Annotated in this window: 11 protein-coding genes and 3 pseudogenes; 10 read left to right on the top strand and 4 right to left on the bottom strand. The window is 65.5% G+C overall.

Annotation, left to right across the window (positions count from 1 at the left end; genetic code table 11):
• The 3 genes and pseudogenes from C454_RS19700 to C454_RS02210 form a co-directional block, all read left to right on the top strand.
• Positions 1-466 (top strand): annotated as a pseudogene (locus C454_RS19700) (fumarylacetoacetate hydrolase family protein); the annotation flags it as partial.
• Positions 463-1,581 (top strand): D-xylose 1-dehydrogenase Gfo6, encoded by a 1,119-nt coding sequence (gfo6, locus tag C454_RS02215; RefSeq protein ID WP_004972195.1) that lies wholly within the window; start codon positions 463-465, stop codon positions 1,579-1,581. The pseudogene C454_RS19700 and the gene gfo6, both read left to right, overlap by 4 nt.
• A gap of 60 nt (positions 1,582-1,641) precedes the next feature.
• Positions 1,642-2,619 (top strand): D-xylose 1-dehydrogenase, encoded by a 978-nt coding sequence (locus C454_RS02210; RefSeq protein ID WP_004972193.1) that lies wholly within the window; start codon positions 1,642-1,644, stop codon positions 2,617-2,619.
• Between the two features lie 27 nt (positions 2,620-2,646).
• On the opposite strand, the gene xacC is transcribed toward C454_RS02210, so the two are convergent.
• Positions 2,647-3,501, bottom strand: a complete 855-nt coding sequence (xacC, locus tag C454_RS02205; protein WP_049904914.1) for a pentonolactonase XacC — start codon at positions 3,499-3,501, stop codon at positions 2,647-2,649.
• 77 nt (positions 3,502-3,578) lie between these two features.
• Positions 3,579-4,340 carry an SDR family oxidoreductase gene (locus C454_RS02200; protein WP_169330630.1) on the bottom strand — a complete coding sequence of 254 codons (762 nt, stop codon included), beginning with the start codon at positions 4,338-4,340 and terminating at the stop codon, positions 3,579-3,581.
• 100 nt (positions 4,341-4,440) lie between these two features.
• Here C454_RS02200 and C454_RS02195 point away from each other — a divergent pair, with 100 nt between their 5' ends.
• The 6 genes and pseudogenes from C454_RS02195 to C454_RS20235 all read left to right on the top strand — a co-directional run bounded on the left by C454_RS02195 (position 4,441) and on the right by C454_RS20235 (position 11,241).
• Entirely contained in the window at positions 4,441-5,205 is a 765-nt protein-coding gene (locus C454_RS02195; protein ID WP_004972189.1) for an NAD-dependent epimerase/dehydratase family protein, read from the top strand.
• Between the two features lie 297 nt (positions 5,206-5,502).
• The gene (locus tag C454_RS02190) at positions 5,503-6,813 is read left to right on the top strand and encodes an extracellular solute-binding protein (RefSeq protein ID WP_193363449.1); all 1,311 of its coding nucleotides are present in this window, start codon (positions 5,503-5,505) and stop codon (positions 6,811-6,813) included.
• A 55-nt stretch (positions 6,814-6,868) separates the two neighbouring features.
• A complete protein-coding gene (gene xacH, locus C454_RS02185) occupies positions 6,869-7,822 on the top strand; it encodes a xylose/arabinose ABC transporter permease XacH (protein ID WP_004972184.1) in 954 nt (317 codons plus the stop codon).
• 2 nt (positions 7,823-7,824) lie between these two features.
• Positions 7,825-8,754 carry a xylose/arabinose ABC transporter permease XacI gene (gene xacI, locus C454_RS02180; RefSeq protein ID WP_004972182.1) on the top strand — a complete coding sequence of 310 codons (930 nt, stop codon included), beginning with the start codon at positions 7,825-7,827 and terminating at the stop codon, positions 8,752-8,754.
• A 3-nt stretch (positions 8,755-8,757) separates the two neighbouring features.
• Positions 8,758-9,998 (top strand): annotated as a pseudogene (locus C454_RS02175) (ABC transporter ATP-binding protein).
• A gap of 2 nt (positions 9,999-10,000) precedes the next feature.
• A pseudogene (locus tag C454_RS20235) lies at positions 10,001-11,241 on the top strand (ABC transporter ATP-binding protein).
• Between the two features lie 327 nt (positions 11,242-11,568).
• On the opposite strand, the gene C454_RS02165 reads toward C454_RS20235, so the two are convergent.
• A complete protein-coding gene (locus C454_RS02165; protein WP_004972176.1) occupies positions 11,569-12,807 on the bottom strand; it encodes a xylonate dehydratase in 1,239 nt (412 codons plus the stop codon).
• 180 nt (positions 12,808-12,987) lie between these two features.
• On the opposite strand from C454_RS02165, the gene xacF reads away from it, so the two are divergent.
• Positions 12,988-14,436: a 2,5-dioxovalerate dehydrogenase gene (gene xacF, locus C454_RS02160; protein WP_004972174.1), complete on the top strand. Its 1,449-nt coding sequence runs from the start codon at positions 12,988-12,990 to the stop codon at positions 14,434-14,436.
• A gap of 312 nt (positions 14,437-14,748) precedes the next feature.
• On the opposite strand, the gene xacR is transcribed toward xacF, so the two are convergent.
• On the bottom strand, positions 14,749-15,504 hold the full coding sequence (gene xacR, locus C454_RS02155; RefSeq protein ID WP_004972172.1) for an HTH-type transcriptional regulator XacR: 756 nt from the start codon (positions 15,502-15,504) through the stop codon (positions 14,749-14,751).
• Positions 15,505-15,696: the final 192 nt, after the last annotated feature.

Genomic DNA, 15,696 nt, shown 5'->3' with positions numbered 1-15,696 from the left:
TCTCGGACGGTCGAACCGGGCGACGCCATCGGCGTCAGGGACGACTCCGAGTGGGACGTTCCCGAACCCGAACTCGGGATCGTCCTCCGGCGCGGCGAAATCGTCGGGTATACTGTTGGCAACGACGTGAGCAGTCGGTCGATCGAGGGCGAAAACCCGCTGTACCTGCCGCAGGCGAAGGTCTACGACCGCTGTTGTTCGCTCGGCCCGTGCGTGGTCACGCCCGACGACATCGACGACCCTCACGAGTTGGAGATGAGCATGACTATCGAGCGTGACGGCGAGGTCATCTACGACGACGCCACGAACACCAGCGAGATGGTCCGCAGTTGCGAGGANACTTGCGGTCATCCTCACGGGTACCTCGCTCGTCCCCGAACAGCCGTTCGACCTCCAAGAAGGCGACCGCGTCGACATCACCGTCGAAGGCATTGGCACCCTCTCGAACGGCGTCACCACCGTATGAACCCCACACCCACCGACAGCCTCGAAGAGTTCACGCGCCGCGATTGGCAGGGCGAGGACGTGACGGGCACCGTCAGGCTCGCCATGATCGGTCTCGGCTGGTGGACCCGCGACGAGGCGATTCCCGCGGTCGAGGAGTCCGAGTTCTGCGAGACGACGGTCGTCGTCAGTAGCTCGAAGGAGAAAGCCGAGGGCGCGATAGAGTTGGCCGAGTCGATAACCCACGGGCTCACCTACGACGAGTTCCACGAGGGCGTCGCGGCCGACGCCTACGACGCGGTGTACGTCGTCACGCCGAACGGGCTACATCTCCCGTACGTCGAGACCGCCGCCGAGTTGGGGAAGGCGGTCCTCTGCGAGAAACCGCTCGAAGCGTCGGTCGAGCGGGCCGAGAAGCTCGTCGCCGCCTGCGACCGCGCCGACGTGCCCCTGATGGTCGCCTATCGGATGCAGACCGAACCGGCCGTCCGACGCGCCCGCGAACTCGTCGAAGCCGGCGTCATCGGCGACCCGGTGTTCGTCCACGGCCACATGTCCCAGCGCCTGCTCGACGAGGTCGTTCCCAACCCGGACCAGTGGCGGCTCGACCCCGACCTCTCCGGCGGCGCGACCGTCATGGACATCGGGCTCTACCCGCTGAACACCGCCCGGTTCGTCCTCGACGCCGACCCCGTCCGCGTCAGGGCGCGCGCCCGAGTCGACGACGAGGCGTTCGAGGCCGTCGGCGACGAACACGTCAGTTTCGGCGTCGACTTCGACGACGGCACGCTCGCGGTCTGCACCGCCAGCCAGTCGGCCTACCAGTCGAGCCACCTCCGGGTGACCGGCACCGAGGGGGAACTCGAAATCGAGCCCGCGTTCTACAACCGCCAGAAACGCGGCTTCCGGCTGTCGTGGGGGGACCAGTCCGCCGACTACGACTTCGAGCAGGTGAACCAGATGACCGAGGAGTTCGACTACTTCGCGTCCCGCCTCCTGACGGAGACCGACCCCGAGCCCGACGGCGACCACGCGCTCGTGGACATGCGCGCGATGGATGCGATTTACGCCGCGGCGGAGCGCGGCACCGACGTCCCGGTCGACACCGACGTCGACTCCGCCTCCCACGAGGCGTAAGTCCCGATTCGACGCGTTTTCGCCCGGAGTTTTATTATCGGGGTCGCCGCACCTCCCCGCATGCAGTTTGGTATCCTCGGCACCGCAGGTATCGGCATCGAATCGGTGATTCCGGCGATTCAGGCGAGCGACCACGCGGCGGCGGCCATCGCGTCCCGCGACGAGACGCGGGCGAGCGCGGTCGCCGACGAGGTCGGCATTCCCACCGCGTACGGCAGTTACGAGGCGCTGTTGGCCGACGACTCCCTCGACGCGGTCTACATCCCGCTTCCCAACAGCCTCCACGCCGACTGGGTTCGAGCGGCCGCCGACCACGGTCTGCACGTCCTCTGCGAGAAGCCGCTGACCGCCAGCGCCGACGAGACGGCCGCGGTCTTCGACTACTGCGAGGACGCGGGCGTCACGCTGATGGAGGGGTTCATGTACCGCTTCCACCCGCGGACCGAGCGGGCCGCCGAACTCGTCGCGTCGGAACTCGGCGAGGTCGTCTCGGTCACGTCGAACTTCTCGTTCCGGCTGCCCGACGGGGCGGAGAACATCCGCATCGAACCCGAACTCGCGGGCGGGAGCGTCATGGACGTCGGCTGTTACGCCATCAGCGCGGCGCGGCTCTTCCTCGGGACGCCCGACCGGGTGTACGCCACCACGACCGACACGCGCGACTGCGGCGTCGACACGCGGATGTCGGGCGTCTTGGAGTACGACTCCGGCGCGACCGCCAGCGTCGAATCGTCGTTCGACACGCCCGAGACGCAGTACTACCGCGTCCAGACCACCGACGGCTGGCTGGAGGCGAAGACCGCGTTCAACATCGAGCCGACGGCGTCCGCCGAACTCACCTACGCGACCGACGGCCGCGTCGTCACGGAGACGTTCGACCCGATAGATAACTACCGACGCGAGGTCGAGGCGTTCGCCCGCGCCGTCGAGACCGGCGAGACGCCGCGAATCGACCGCGAGGAGTCCGTCGACCTCATGCGGACCATCGACGCGGTTTACGAGAGCGCCGACACCGGGCGCGCGGTCGACCTGAACTGACCGCCCGCGGCCTCAGTCCGCTTCGGCTCAGTCAAGTCGAACGTCAGAGCGGAACTCGGGGCGACCGGACGCTTCCACGTCGAGGCGGAACAGCGCCCCGGCCGCGTCGTCTGCTCTGCCGTCCGGGTCGCCGCCGGCGGTCGTCACGTAGAGCGCATCGAGGTCGGACCCGCCGAACGCGACGCTCGTCACTTTCTCCGTCGGCACGTCGAACCGTTCGAGTTCGGTTCCGTCGCCGTCGTACTTGACCACGCAGCCCCCCTCCCAGCGGGCGGACCAGATGTTGCCCGCCGAATCGACCGTCATACCGTCCGGCAGTCCGGGCGTCTCCGGCGATTCGACGAACCGCTCGCGGTCCGAGACGGCTCCCGTCTCCTCGTCGTAGTCGTACCGATAGATGGTGTGCGCCTCGGTCTCCGTGAAGTAGAACCGCTCGCGGTCGCGGGTGAAGCCCATCCCGTTCGGGATTCCGACGCCGGTCTCGACCGTCGTCACCGTCCCGTCGGTGTCGAGGCGGAACAGCCGCCCGTCCCCGGACTCCGCGGGCATCGTCCCGCAGAACACCCGCCCCGCGGGGTCGGCGATAACGTCGTTGAACCGGGTCGGCGAGTCGACGATTTCCGTCGCCCCCGTGAGTTCGCCGTCGACGACGCGGCCGACGCGACCGCGGTCCATGAACGCCAACAGCGACCCGTCGCGCTGCATCGTCACGCCGGCGAGAACCGACGTTTCGACGGGACAGTCGTGCGCTCCCGTCTCGGGGTCGTAGCGGTGGAGCCGCCCGGCTTCGATGTCCACCCAGTACAGCCGCTTTTCGTCGGGGTGCCAGACCGGCCCCTCGCCGAGGCGGCACGACGTGTCGACCACTCGTGTGACAGTCATGGCCGTTCGTTCGCAACCGACCGCAAAATACGCTTCCCCCGAGTTCGCGGGGGTCGCCGCCACTCCCGTCGTCGCCTTCAGAAGTGCGAAATCTTGTCTCGCCGGTAGAGGTCGAGCGAGAGCACCGTGTTCGGCGACCGCTGGCGGACCGCGTAGGCGATGGCGTCGGCGACCTCTATCGCCTCCGTCACCTCGCCCTCGTCGAACGACTCCGCCTGCGTCTCGCCGCTCTCGGAGCCGAACTCGGTCCTGACCTCGGTCGGGTTGACGCAGGTCACGCCGACGTTCTCCTCGCCGATGGACCCCTGCAGGCTCGACGCGAACCCGCGGACCCACCACTTCGTCGCGGCGTACACCGGGTTGTGGGGTCGCGGGTGGTTCCCGGACATGCTCCCGAGGAAGACGATATTGCCCTCCGACTCCACGAGGTGCGGAATCGCCTCTCTCGCCGTGAAGAACATCCCGTCGACGTTGACGCCGGTCATCAGCCGGTACTCCTCGTCGGTGAGTTCCGCGACGGGCTTGTCGACGCCGAGGCCGGCGTTGCAGACGACGATGTCGAGCGAGCCGAACCGCTCGACGGTCGCGTCGACGAGCGCCCGGACCGCGTCGGGGTCGGTCACGTCGGTCGGCACGACGCTCACGGCGGCGTCAGTCGCCGCGCGAATCTCGTCCGCGAGCGACTCCAGTCGCTCGACTCTGCGGGCGGCGAGACACACGTCCGCGCCGTCTTCGGCGAGCACGCGCGCCGTCGCCGCGCCGATTCCCGAACTCGCTCCCGTGACGAGCGCCGTCCGCCCGTCGAGCGGGTCTTCCAAAGCGGTTGGTCGGTCGACCATACTCCGTGATTGTGACCCTGTCGCATACGTGTTTTCCCCGTGGCAATCCGGCGACGGGCGCTTGGAACACGTTTATTAGACTTCCGTCGATTGTCATCGTATGGCACGTATTGCGGTTACCGGAGCGGCTGGCAACGTCGGAAGAGTCACGGTCGAGACGCTGGACTCGGACCACGACGTGACGCCCATCACGCACCGAGAACGCGAGGGACTCGATAGCGTCATTCTCGACGTGCGCGACGAAGACGCGCTGACCGAGGCGTTCGAGGGCCACGACATCGTCGTTCACCTCGCGGCCAACCCGAACCCCGACGCGGCGTGGGACAGCGTCTACGAGGTCAATATCGGCGGCACGTACAACGTCTACGAGGCGGCGCTGGCGGCCGACGTTGACCGACTCGTCTTCGCCAGCACCAACCACGTCCACCAGATGTACAACATCGCCGACCCGACCCGACCGGAGACCCTGGCCGCCGACGCCGAGGCGGTCGGCGTGTCGGACCCGGCGCGTCCCGACTCGTACTACGGCGTGAGCAAGGTGTTCGGCGAGGCGCTGGGCAACTACTACGCGGACCGACACGGACTGGAAGTGCTCAACCTCCGCATCGGGTGGCTCCTGACGGCCGAGGAGGTCCGCGAGAAGATGGACGAGGAAGAAGACGTCGCGCGCTACGTCCGCGCGATGTGGCTCAGCCCCGACGACTGCGCACAGGGGATGCGCCGGGCCGTCGAGGCTCCCCTCCCGGACTCGCCGCTCGCGGTCAACCTCGTCTCCGCGAACGACGACCGGTACCTCTCGCTCACGGAGACGATGCGCGCCATCGGCTACCGCCCGCGGGACAACTCGGCGACTGTCGTGGAGTGAGCGCGGATCGAAGCGAACTGTGAGTGAGGTGTCGACCCGCCGCGAGGCGCGCCGCGGCTGACGACGCCCGTCCCCGCTCGCCGGTTGGTTCACCCGTCGAACGCGGTTCCGAACTATTATTCGAAAGGATGAGATGAGAAATATTTTCGAGACGAGCTTATTCAACCCCTCCGTTTTTATATCATCAACAGTCATTCACAACCTATATATGAGGGAAGATAACATGGGTACAACATGGCTGAGCATGGCTGTAGCGATGAAAGTGTGAACCGCCGAAAGTACCTGAAGGCCCTGTCCGTGGGTGCCGCCGCCGGCCTCGCTGGATGTACCGGGGGTGGCGGCTCCGAGACCGAGGCCACCGAGAGCGGGAGCGGTTCCGACGGCTCCGGCGGAGACACCGAGACCGGCGGGGACAACTCGGGCAGCACGTGGGACTCGGAACTCGAAGTCCTTCACGGCTGGGCCGGCGGCGACGGCGAGGCGGCGGTCACCGCGCTCATCGAGGCCTTCGAGGAAGAGCATCCCGAGATGGATACGAACTTCCAGGCGGTCGGCGCGAGCGCGAACGTGAACCTCAACGCGACGATTCTCCGACGGCTCGCGAACAACAACCCGATGAGTTCGTTCGCCAACTGGCCGGGGAAGAACCTCGAACGGTACTCGGGCGCACTGATGGACCTCGAAGCCGACGTGTGGGACGCCGAGGGGTTCAAAGACACCATGCAGTCCCGCGCGGTGGAACTGTGTAAGTTCAACGACAAGATGCCGGCGGTCCCAATCGGGTCTCACCGGATGAACAACCTGTTCTACAACACCGCCGTCTTCGAGGAGGCCGGCATCGACGCCTCGAGCCTCGACAGCGTCGACGCGCTCCTCGACGCGCTCGAAACCATCGACCAGAACACGGACGTGACGCCGATGGCGCAGGCGATGGTCGCGCCGTGGACGAACCTCCAGCTCTGGGCGCAGATTCTGACGAGCCAAAGCGGCGTCGAGGCGTACATGAACTTCATCGAGGGCAACCCCGACAGGGCGGCCGTCGTGGAGGCGCTCGAGGCGCTGAAGACCATCAACGAGAACTACATCACCGCCGACGCCTCGTCCATCAGCTTCACGACGGCGGGCCAGAAGGTCATCTCGGGGAAGGCGGCCACCATCCACCAGGGGAACTGGGTGTACGGCATGTTCCGCGCCGACGACAGCTTCAACTACAAAGAGCAGTGGGACTGGATACCGTTCCCGGGCACTGAAGGTATCTACTTCTACCACGTCGACTCCATCGTCGCGCCGAGCAACAACCCGAGCCGCGAGGAGACCGTCGCGTGGCAGAAGTTCGTCGGCTCGAAGAAGGCCCAGATCGCCTTCAACAACCCCAAGGGGTCGGTTCCGCTCCGCACCGACATCGACCCGAGCGAACTGACCGACTTCCTCGCGATGACGTACGAGGACCTCACCGATTCGGAGGCCTACCCGCCGACCATCGCCCACGGGCTCGCAGTCACGCCCAAGACGATGGGCGCGTGTAAGACCGCCTTCGGCGACAACTTCATGGGGCCGTTCAAGGTCGAAGCCACCGCCGACGCGCTCATCGAAGCGGTCTCCGAGTAGGGCTTCGGTCGAAACTACACCTTTATCACTCACAAATAAAATAATAGGTATATCCATGGCCACACACGACAACACGGAGCACGTCTCCGACGCGACCGACGAGGCGGTCGGGTGGGAGTCGAAGCTCCAGTATTTCCTCAACAGCGACTTCGTTCGCTCCGCGCCGTACTGGGGAATCCCGTTCGTCCTCATGAGCATCGCCGTCTACGGCGGCATCGGCTACAACTTCGCCATCTCGTTTACGGACTACGAGGGCCTCGGGACCCCCGATTACTCCGTTCTCGACCTGGAGATGTACGCCCAGGCGCTGTCGAGCGATGCGTTCATCGCCGCCGCACAGAACAACTTGGTCCTCCTGGTAGGCTTCACGACTATCTGTCTGGTACTTGGACTGTTCCTCGCAATCCTGTTGGACCACGGCATCCGCTTTTCGGAGAAGTTCCAGACGGTCTATCTCCTCCCGATGAGCCTCTCGTTCGTCGTCACCGCGCAACTGTGGCTATGGATGTTCAACGTCGAAAGCGGCATCCTCAACCTCGTCGTGACGACCCTCGGGTTCAATCCCGTGGACTGGCTGGGGAACCCATCAATCGCGCTCGGCGCGGTGATATTCGCCCTCATCTGGCAGTTCAGCGGGTACACGATGGTCGTCTACCTCGCGGGGCTCCAGTCGATTCCCGACGACCAGTTCGAGGCGGCCCGCGTCGACGGCGCGAGCATCACTCGGACCTACCTCCGCATCATCGTCCCGCAACTGAAGGAAGCGTCCGTCAGCGCGGCCGTCGTGCTGATGGTGTTCGCGCTGAAGGCCTTCACCTTCCTGTACGCTCTCGTCGGCCGCTACCGCCCGCCGAACGGGACGGACATCCTGGCGACGCTCATGGTGCGCCGCGCGTTCAAGTTCGGTGAGTGGGCCTACTCGGCCGCCATCGCGACCATGCTCCTCATCATGGCGCTCGGCGTCATCGGACCGTACCTCTACTACCAGTACAAACAGGGGAGTCTCTGACCATGTCACAGTCGTCATCCACAGGCAGTTTCGACGTCGCATCGCTCGTCGAGGACGTGAACCTCCGGCGCGTCGCCCAGTACGCGCTCGTCGTGTTCTTCCTCGGCTTCTTCCTCGTCCCGCTGGAGACGGGAATCATGACCGCCATCAAGACGAACGAGTCGGTCGCCCGTTCGCTCCCCTTCGCGCCGCCGGTCGGCGAGGGCTTCACCCTCGGTAACATCCAGTTCGCCCTCGAACAGCTCTCGGGGTCGTTCTTCAACTCGCTCATCATGTCGATTCCGGCGACTATCGGGAGCGTCCTGTTCGGGAGCATGGCCGCCTACGGCCTCACGATGGTCAACTGGCGGGCCCAGATGGGCGTGCTGATGCTCTTCGTCGTCGGCGTCTTCGTCCCCTACCAGGCCGTGTTGGTCCCGCTCGCGCGCTTCTGGAACAACATCTTCCCGCTCGCGCGGATGATAGAGCCGATGGTGGCGTCGATACCCTTCTTCCAGGGGTACCACGCGGAACTCGTCCCGCTCGTCATCACCCACATCGCCTACGGGATTCCCATCTGTACGATACTGTTCCGGTCGTACTACCAGAGCCTCCCGAACTCGCTCGTGGAGGCCGGTAAAATCGACGGCGCGAGCATCACGAAGATTTACCGGCGCATCATCCTGCCCATCTCGAAGCCGATGTTCGGCGTCGTGTTCATCTACCAGTTCACGCAGATTTACAACGAGTTCCTCTTCGCGTTCACGCTCGTCACCGGGTCCGACGCGCCCGCGGCACCGGTCACGCTGGTGCTGCCCGCAATCGGGGCGTCGACCTCCGGCATCGACTTCGGTATCAGGATGTCCGCGGCGTTCCTCGCCGCGGTTCCGACGCTCATCCTGTACGTCGCGTTCGCCGAGCAGTTCGCCAAGGGACTTCGCACGGAGGCCTAAGCTATGGGACAGATTCAACTCACCGACCTGACGAAGCGCTTCGGCGATACGGTCGCCGTCGACGACCTCTCGCTCGACATCGCCGACGAGGAGTTCCTCGTGCTCGTCGGCCCGTCGGGCTGTGGGAAGTCGACGACGCTCCGGATGCTCGCCGGCCTGGAGACCCCGACCAGCGGGGACATCTACATCGGCGGGGACCACATGAACTACCGCGTCCCGCAGAACCGCGACATCGCGATGGTGTTCCAGGACTACGCGCTGTACCCTCACATGACCGTCCGGCAGAACATCCGGTTCGGGCTGGAAGAAGAGGAGGGATACACGTCTGCGGAGCGCGACGAGCGCGTCGTCGAGGTCGCGGAGACGCTCGGCATCGCCGACCTGCTCGACCGCAAGCCCGACGAACTCTCGGGCGGTCAGCAACAGCGGGTCGCGCTCGGGCGCGCAATCGTGCGCGACCCCGAGGTGTTCCTGATGGACGAGCCGCTGTCCAACCTGGACGCCAAGCTCCGCGCGGAGATGCGAACCGAACTCCANTCGTGCGCGACCCCGAGGTGTTCCTGATGGACGAGCCGCTGTCCAACCTGGACGCCAAGCTCCGCGCGGAGATGCGAACCGAACTCCAGAACCTGCAGGACCAACTCGCCGTCACGACCGTCTACGTCACCCACAACCAGACGGAGGCGATGACGATGGCCGACCGTATCGCCGTCATGGACGACGGCGAACTCCAGCAGGTCGCCTCTCCCTTCGAGTGCTACCACGAGCCGAACAACCTGTTCGTCGCGGAGTTCATCGGCGAGCCGATGATAAACCTCGTCCGCGGAACGCGCTCGGAGTCGACGTTCGTCGGCGAACACTTCTCGTACCCGCTCGACGAGGACGTGATGGAGTCCGTCGGCGACCGCGACGACCTCGTCTTGGGGGTGCGCCCCGAAGACATCGAAGTCGCCGACGCGCCCCCCGACGACGCCGCGCTCGGCGATCACGAACTCCGGATGGACGTGACCGTCGTGGAACCCCACGGCGACCAGAACGTCCTCCACCTCTCGCATCCGGACCAACCTTCCGACGACGACGCGCTACAGGCGGTCACGGAGGGAATGCACCTCGTCACGCGGGGCGACCGCGTCACGGTGAGGATTCCGCCGGACACGATTCACGTGTTCGACGCGGAGACCGGAACCGCGGTGCACAACCGCCGACACGACCAGGAAGCCGACCTCACAGAACTCGAACAGTAGCCATGGCACGATTGACACTCGACGACGTAACGAAGGTTTACACCGACGACGGCGGCGGCGACATCGTCGCCGTCGAAGAGATATCGCTCGACATCGACGACGGGGAGTTCCTCGTGCTCGTCGGTCCCTCGGGGTGCGGGAAATCGACGACGCTCCGGATGATGGCGGGACTCGAAACCGTCACGGAGGGCGAACTCCGACTCGAAGACCGCGTCCTCAACGACGTGTCCGCGCAGGACCGGGACATCGCGATGGTGTTCCAGTCGTACGCCCTGTACCCGCACAAGAGCGTCCGCGGCAACATGTCGTTCGGCCTTGAAGAATCGACCGACCTCCCGGACGACGAGATACGAAAGCGGGTCGAGGAGACGACCGATATGCTCGGTATCTCCGACCTGCTCGACCGCAAGCCGAGACAGCTTTCGGGCGGCCAGCAACAGCGGGTTGCGCTCGGACGCGCCATCGTGCGCGACCCCGAGGTGTTCCTGATGGACGAGCCGCTGTCCAACCTGGACGCCAAGCTCCGCGCGGAGATGCGAACCGAACTCCANTCGTGCGCGACCCCGAGGTGTTCCTGATGGACGAGCCGCTGTCCAACCTGGACGCCAAGCTCCGCGCGGAGATGCGAACCGAACTCCAGCGCCTCCAAGAGGAACTCGGCGTCACCACCATCTACGTCACCCACGACCAGACGGAAGCGATGACGATGGGCGACCGCGTCGCCGTCCTCGACGACGGCGAACTCCAGCAGGTCGGGACGCCGCTGGACTGCTACCACCGGCCGAACAACCTGTTCGTCGCGGGCTTCATCGGCGAGCCGTCGATGAACTTCTTCGACGGGTCGCTTTCGGGTGACACCTTCCGCGGCGACGGCTTCGACTACCCGCTTTCGGACGCGACCAGAGACCAGCTCGGCGACGCGAGCGCCCTCACGCTCGGCATCCGACCCGAGGATATCGAGGTCGGCGAGCGGCGCTCCGGCGACCGAACCTTCGACGCCGAGGTGGTCGTCGTCGAGCCGCAGGGTAACGAGAACACCGTCCACCTGCGGTTCGCCGAGGGCCGCGAGGGGGCTCGGTTCACCGCGACCACCACCGGGCGGTCGAGGGTCGAATCGGGCGACCGGACGACCGTCTCGTTCCCCGAGGACGCGATTCACCTGTTCGACGGGGAGACCGGCAACGCGCTGAAGAACCGAGAGCTCCCGTCGAACCGCGCCATCAGCGCGTTCATCTCCGACTGACGACTCGGCCGACACCCCCTGTCGCCGTTCGTTCTTTCATCCCTGCGAGCCGTCCGGGCGTCCCACTTCCTCGGACTGACCATCCACACCTTCTCTCGCCTTCTGTTCGCAAGCGCTGCTCCGGTAGTCGTCAGTACTCGCCTCCCGGCAGCGCGGTAGCTACGTCCGCGAGTCGCGCCGCTCCGGTGTCGAACGACTGCGAGTAAAAGGCGGCCACGGCGGACGCGCCGCGAGCGGTGAGACGCTCACTTCTCTCGGCTGCGGTGTCGCGTCCAGTCGGTGTGTTATGTCAGGCTGATGCGGCCGCTGTGGGACAGTTTCCTCGGGTTACTCCTCGTCGAAGAGGGTCTCTCCTTCGACCATGTGTTCTCCGACGGCGTCGAGGTCGAGCGTCAGCCCGAGACCGGGCTTCTCGGGAATCTCCATGCGACCGTTCTGAATCAGGTCGTCCTCCTCGACGAGGTCCTCCCACCAGCCGAGCTGATAGGAGTGGTACTCGAGGGCAAGCGAGTTGGGGATGGCCGCGGCGACCTGCGCGGAGGCCATCGTCCCGATGGGCGACGAGACGTTGTGCATCGCCACGGGGATGTAGTACATGTCCGCGAGGTCGGCAATCTTCCGCGTCTCGCGCATGCCGCCGACGCGGGGCAGGTCGGGCGCGATGATGTCTACCGCCTGCGGTTCGAGCAGCGTCCGCTGGCCGAACTTCCGGTAGACGTTCTCGCCGACCGCGATGGGCGTCGTCGTGGACTGGGTCACGAGCTTCTGCACGTCGTGGTTCTCCGGCGGCACGGGGTCTTCGAGCCACCACACGTCGTAGTCTTCCAGCTCGGACGCGAGGCGCTTGGCGCTCCCGCCGGTAAAGGACCAGTGGCAGTCGAACGCGACGTCGGCGCGGTCGCCGACGGCCTCGGTGACGGCCTCGACGATTTCGACCTTGTGGTCGATTTCGGGGTTGCGGAGGTGGCGGTTCGCGCGGTCCTTCTCGTGGCCCGAGGGCACGTCGAGGTCGAACTTGATGGCGTCGTAGCCGAGCTCCTCGACCACGCGGACGCCCTCCTCGGCGCAGGCCTGCGGGTTGGCCTCGTCTTCGGTGTGGAGGTCGCAGTAGACGCGCACCTCGTCGCGGTACTTCCCGCCGACGAGCTGGTAGGCGGGCACGTCGAGGAGCTTCCCGGCGACGTCGTGAAGCGCGATTTCGATGCCCGAGATGGCGGAGATGACCTTGCCCGAGACCGAGCCCTCGCCGGACATCTTCTGGACGAGGTGCTCGTAGAGACGGTCGATGTCGAGGGGGTTCTCGCCGACGAGGAACGGTTTCATCCGCTCGATGATGGCGGTGTCGCCGCCGCCCCAGTAGGCCTCGCCGGTGCCGACGACGCCCGCGTCGGTGTAGACGCGGACGAGAATCCACGGGTAGTTCCCGTCGACCATCGTCGTCTGTACGTCCGTGATTTCGGCGTCGCGGACGCCGCCTCGCGGATTCGTGATATCCATCGTCTCCGCGGACAGGTCGCGCATCGTGTACTCCGCGTTCGGGTCGCTAAGCTTCGCTTGCTCAACCATTGCGCACGTATATCTCGAAAGCCACTACAAAAGTGTGTGGGTTGGTAGTTCGTCGCTCAGTTCGCGTGTACTCCCCGAGCAGTAACCGTCGCTGTCGCCCGAGCACCGGCGGTCGTTGACGGCTTACAAATGGTGACAATTTCGCAAGAATTGTATGTCGGAAGAGAGAACACACGACCGATGACGGAACCCAGTAAAAACTACGTCAACGGTGAGTGGGTCGCTTCGGAGACCGGCGAGACGGCCGAGGTGACGAACCCCGCGAACCCGAGCGAGGTAGTCGCGACGTACCAGCACTCGAACGAGAACGACGCTGCGGCGGCCGTCGACGCCGCCGTGGCGGCCGAAGACGAGTGGCGAAACACGCCCGGCCCCGAGCGCGGGCGCATCCTCCGCGAGGCGGGCACGCTCCTCGCCCAGCGGAAGGACGAACTGACGGAGATTCTCATCGCCGAGGAGGGGAAGGCGCGGCCCGAAGCGGCGGGCGAGGTACAGCGCGCAATCGACATCTTCCACTACTTCTCGACGAAGGCCGCCGACCTCGGCGGCGCGAGGAAGGGTGCGAGCGGACCGAACACGAACCTCTACACGCGGCAGGAGCCCGTCGGCGTCGCGGCGCTCATCACGCCGTGGAACTACCCCATCGCCATCCCCGCGTGGAAGCTCGCCCCGGCGCTCGCCGCCGGCAACACCGTCGTCCTGAAACCCGCCTCCATCGCGCCCGGCGTCGTCGTCGAAATCGCCCGCGCGCTCGACGAGGCCGGGCTCCCGGACGGCGTCCTCAACGTCGTCACCGGCCCCGGTAGCTCGGTCGGCAGCGAGTTCATCGGCAACGAGGGCACGGACCTCGTCTCGTTCACCGGCAGCAGTCAGGTCGGCGAGATGGTCTACGAACAGGCCACAGACGCCGGCAAGCGCGTTCAGACCGAACTCGGCGGGAAGAACCCGACGCTCGTCGCCGACTCGGCCGACCCCGCCGAGGCCGCCGACATCGTCGCTAACGGCGGGTTCGGCACCACCGGCCAGTCCTGTACGGCGTGTTCCCGCGCCATCGTCCACGAGGACGTGTACGACGACTTCGTCGCCGAACTCGTCGACCGCGCGGAGTCCCTCGACGTCGGCCCCGGAACCGACCACGAGATGGGCCCGCAGGTCAGCGAGTCCGAGCTCTCCTCGACGCTGGAATACATCGACATCGCCGAGGGCGAGGGCGCGACCCTCGTCGCCGGCGGCGGCGTCCCCGAGGGCGAGGAAGTCGAGACGGGCCACTTCGTCGAGCCGACGGTGTTCACCGACGTCGACTCCGACATGCGCATCGCACAGGAGGAGGTCTTCGGTCCGGTCGTCGCCGTCATCGAAGTGAGTGACTTCGACGAGGGACTGGCGGTCGCGAACGACGTCGACTACGGCCTGTCGGCCAGCGTCGTCACCGACGACCACACCGAGGCGAACCGCTTCGTCGACGAGGCCGAAGCCGGCGTCGTGAAGGTCAACGACAAGACGACCGGCCTCGAACTCCACGTCCCCTTCGGCGGGTTCAAGCGCTCCTCGTCCGAGACGTGGCGCGAGCAGGGCGACGCCGGTCTCGACTTCTACACCATCGAGAAGACGGTCTACGACAACTACTGAGCGGCTCCCGACGGTCGTCGACAGCGACCGTCTGCAATCGTCTCGTTCTTTTCTCTCGTCTCCTCTCGTTTCCTCTGCTGTCGTTTTCTCACCCGTCATTCGCACCCTCATCCGGCCGAGACTGTTGGCTCAGCCCGCTCCAAACACGATTCTCTATAACAGAACGGAACTCTACGGGTGACTGCAGTATGGGTTACACGACTAGCTGTGTAATTTTCACTCGTAATCACACGCCGGGTGTTGTGTTAACACGGCTCTACATCGAGAATTCGAGGGGTTCGTGGTCTGTTCCGAGATAGCGAACAGGGTGCGTCAGTAGTTGATGTTGAGCTCGACGACGTTCGCCGCGCTCAGGACGCGTTCGGGGAGCGACCCGTGGAGGTCTTCGTCGCTGACCCGGCTGGCGGGTGCCGAGACGCTGATGGCACCGAGCACCTCACCGGAGGACGATTTGATGGGTGCCGCGAGGCAGCGCAGCCCTTCGAGGCGCTCGCCGTCGTCGATGGCGTAGCCCCGCTCTCGGACCGCTTCGAGCACCTGAAACAGCTCTTGTCGCGTGCCGATGCTCTTCGGGGTCTTCTGTTCGAGACCGTGCCGCTCGATTATCTCGTCCACCCGCGACTCCGGGAGGTTCGCGAGAATCGCCTTCCCGAGGGCGGTCGTGTGCAGGTTCGTTCGGAGGCCCGCGTAGGTGTCGAGGTCGACGGCGTCGTCGCCTTTCGCCCGCATCAGGTAGACGCCCATCCCCTGTTCTTCGACGAGGAGGTTGGCGAGTTCACCCGTGTCGGCGGCGAGCGACTTGACCTCGGGTTCGGCGACCTGATACACCTCCATCGACTTCCGACTGTGACCGCCGACTTCGAGGAACTTCAGACCGACGCGGTAGTCGTCGCCGTCCTTGAGAACGTACCCGTGTTTCTGGAGGGTCGTCAAGTGGTTGTGGACCGCGCTCTTTCCCATGTCGAGGTCGCTCGCTAACTCCGTGACCCCACAGGGTCCTTTCTCCATCAACTCCTCGACGAGCGCCAGTGTCTTCTCGGTGGTTCGCACCGGATGTTTGGCGTCCATAGCTACTCGTTGTCAAGTATCTGAATAAGTGTTCTGGTCCGGAGAACGGTGACGCCGAGTCGCAGAAAGGCGTCCCGTTCGACTCGGAAAACCGCTTTCGATGGTTGATGCTGAGCGTAACGCGAGAATCGGCGGTGGGCGTTCATGAGTTGGACTTGTCACGGCGTCCACCGCCGCCTCGCGCGTACTGGT

This window comes from Haloferax gibbonsii ATCC 33959 (genome assembly GCF_000336775.1).
GTDB classification, from domain to species: Archaea; Halobacteriota; Halobacteria; order Halobacteriales; family Haloferacaceae; genus Haloferax; species Haloferax gibbonsii.
The sequence above is the reverse complement of the archived record's forward strand: the minus strand, read 5'-3'. Positions and strand labels throughout refer to the sequence as shown.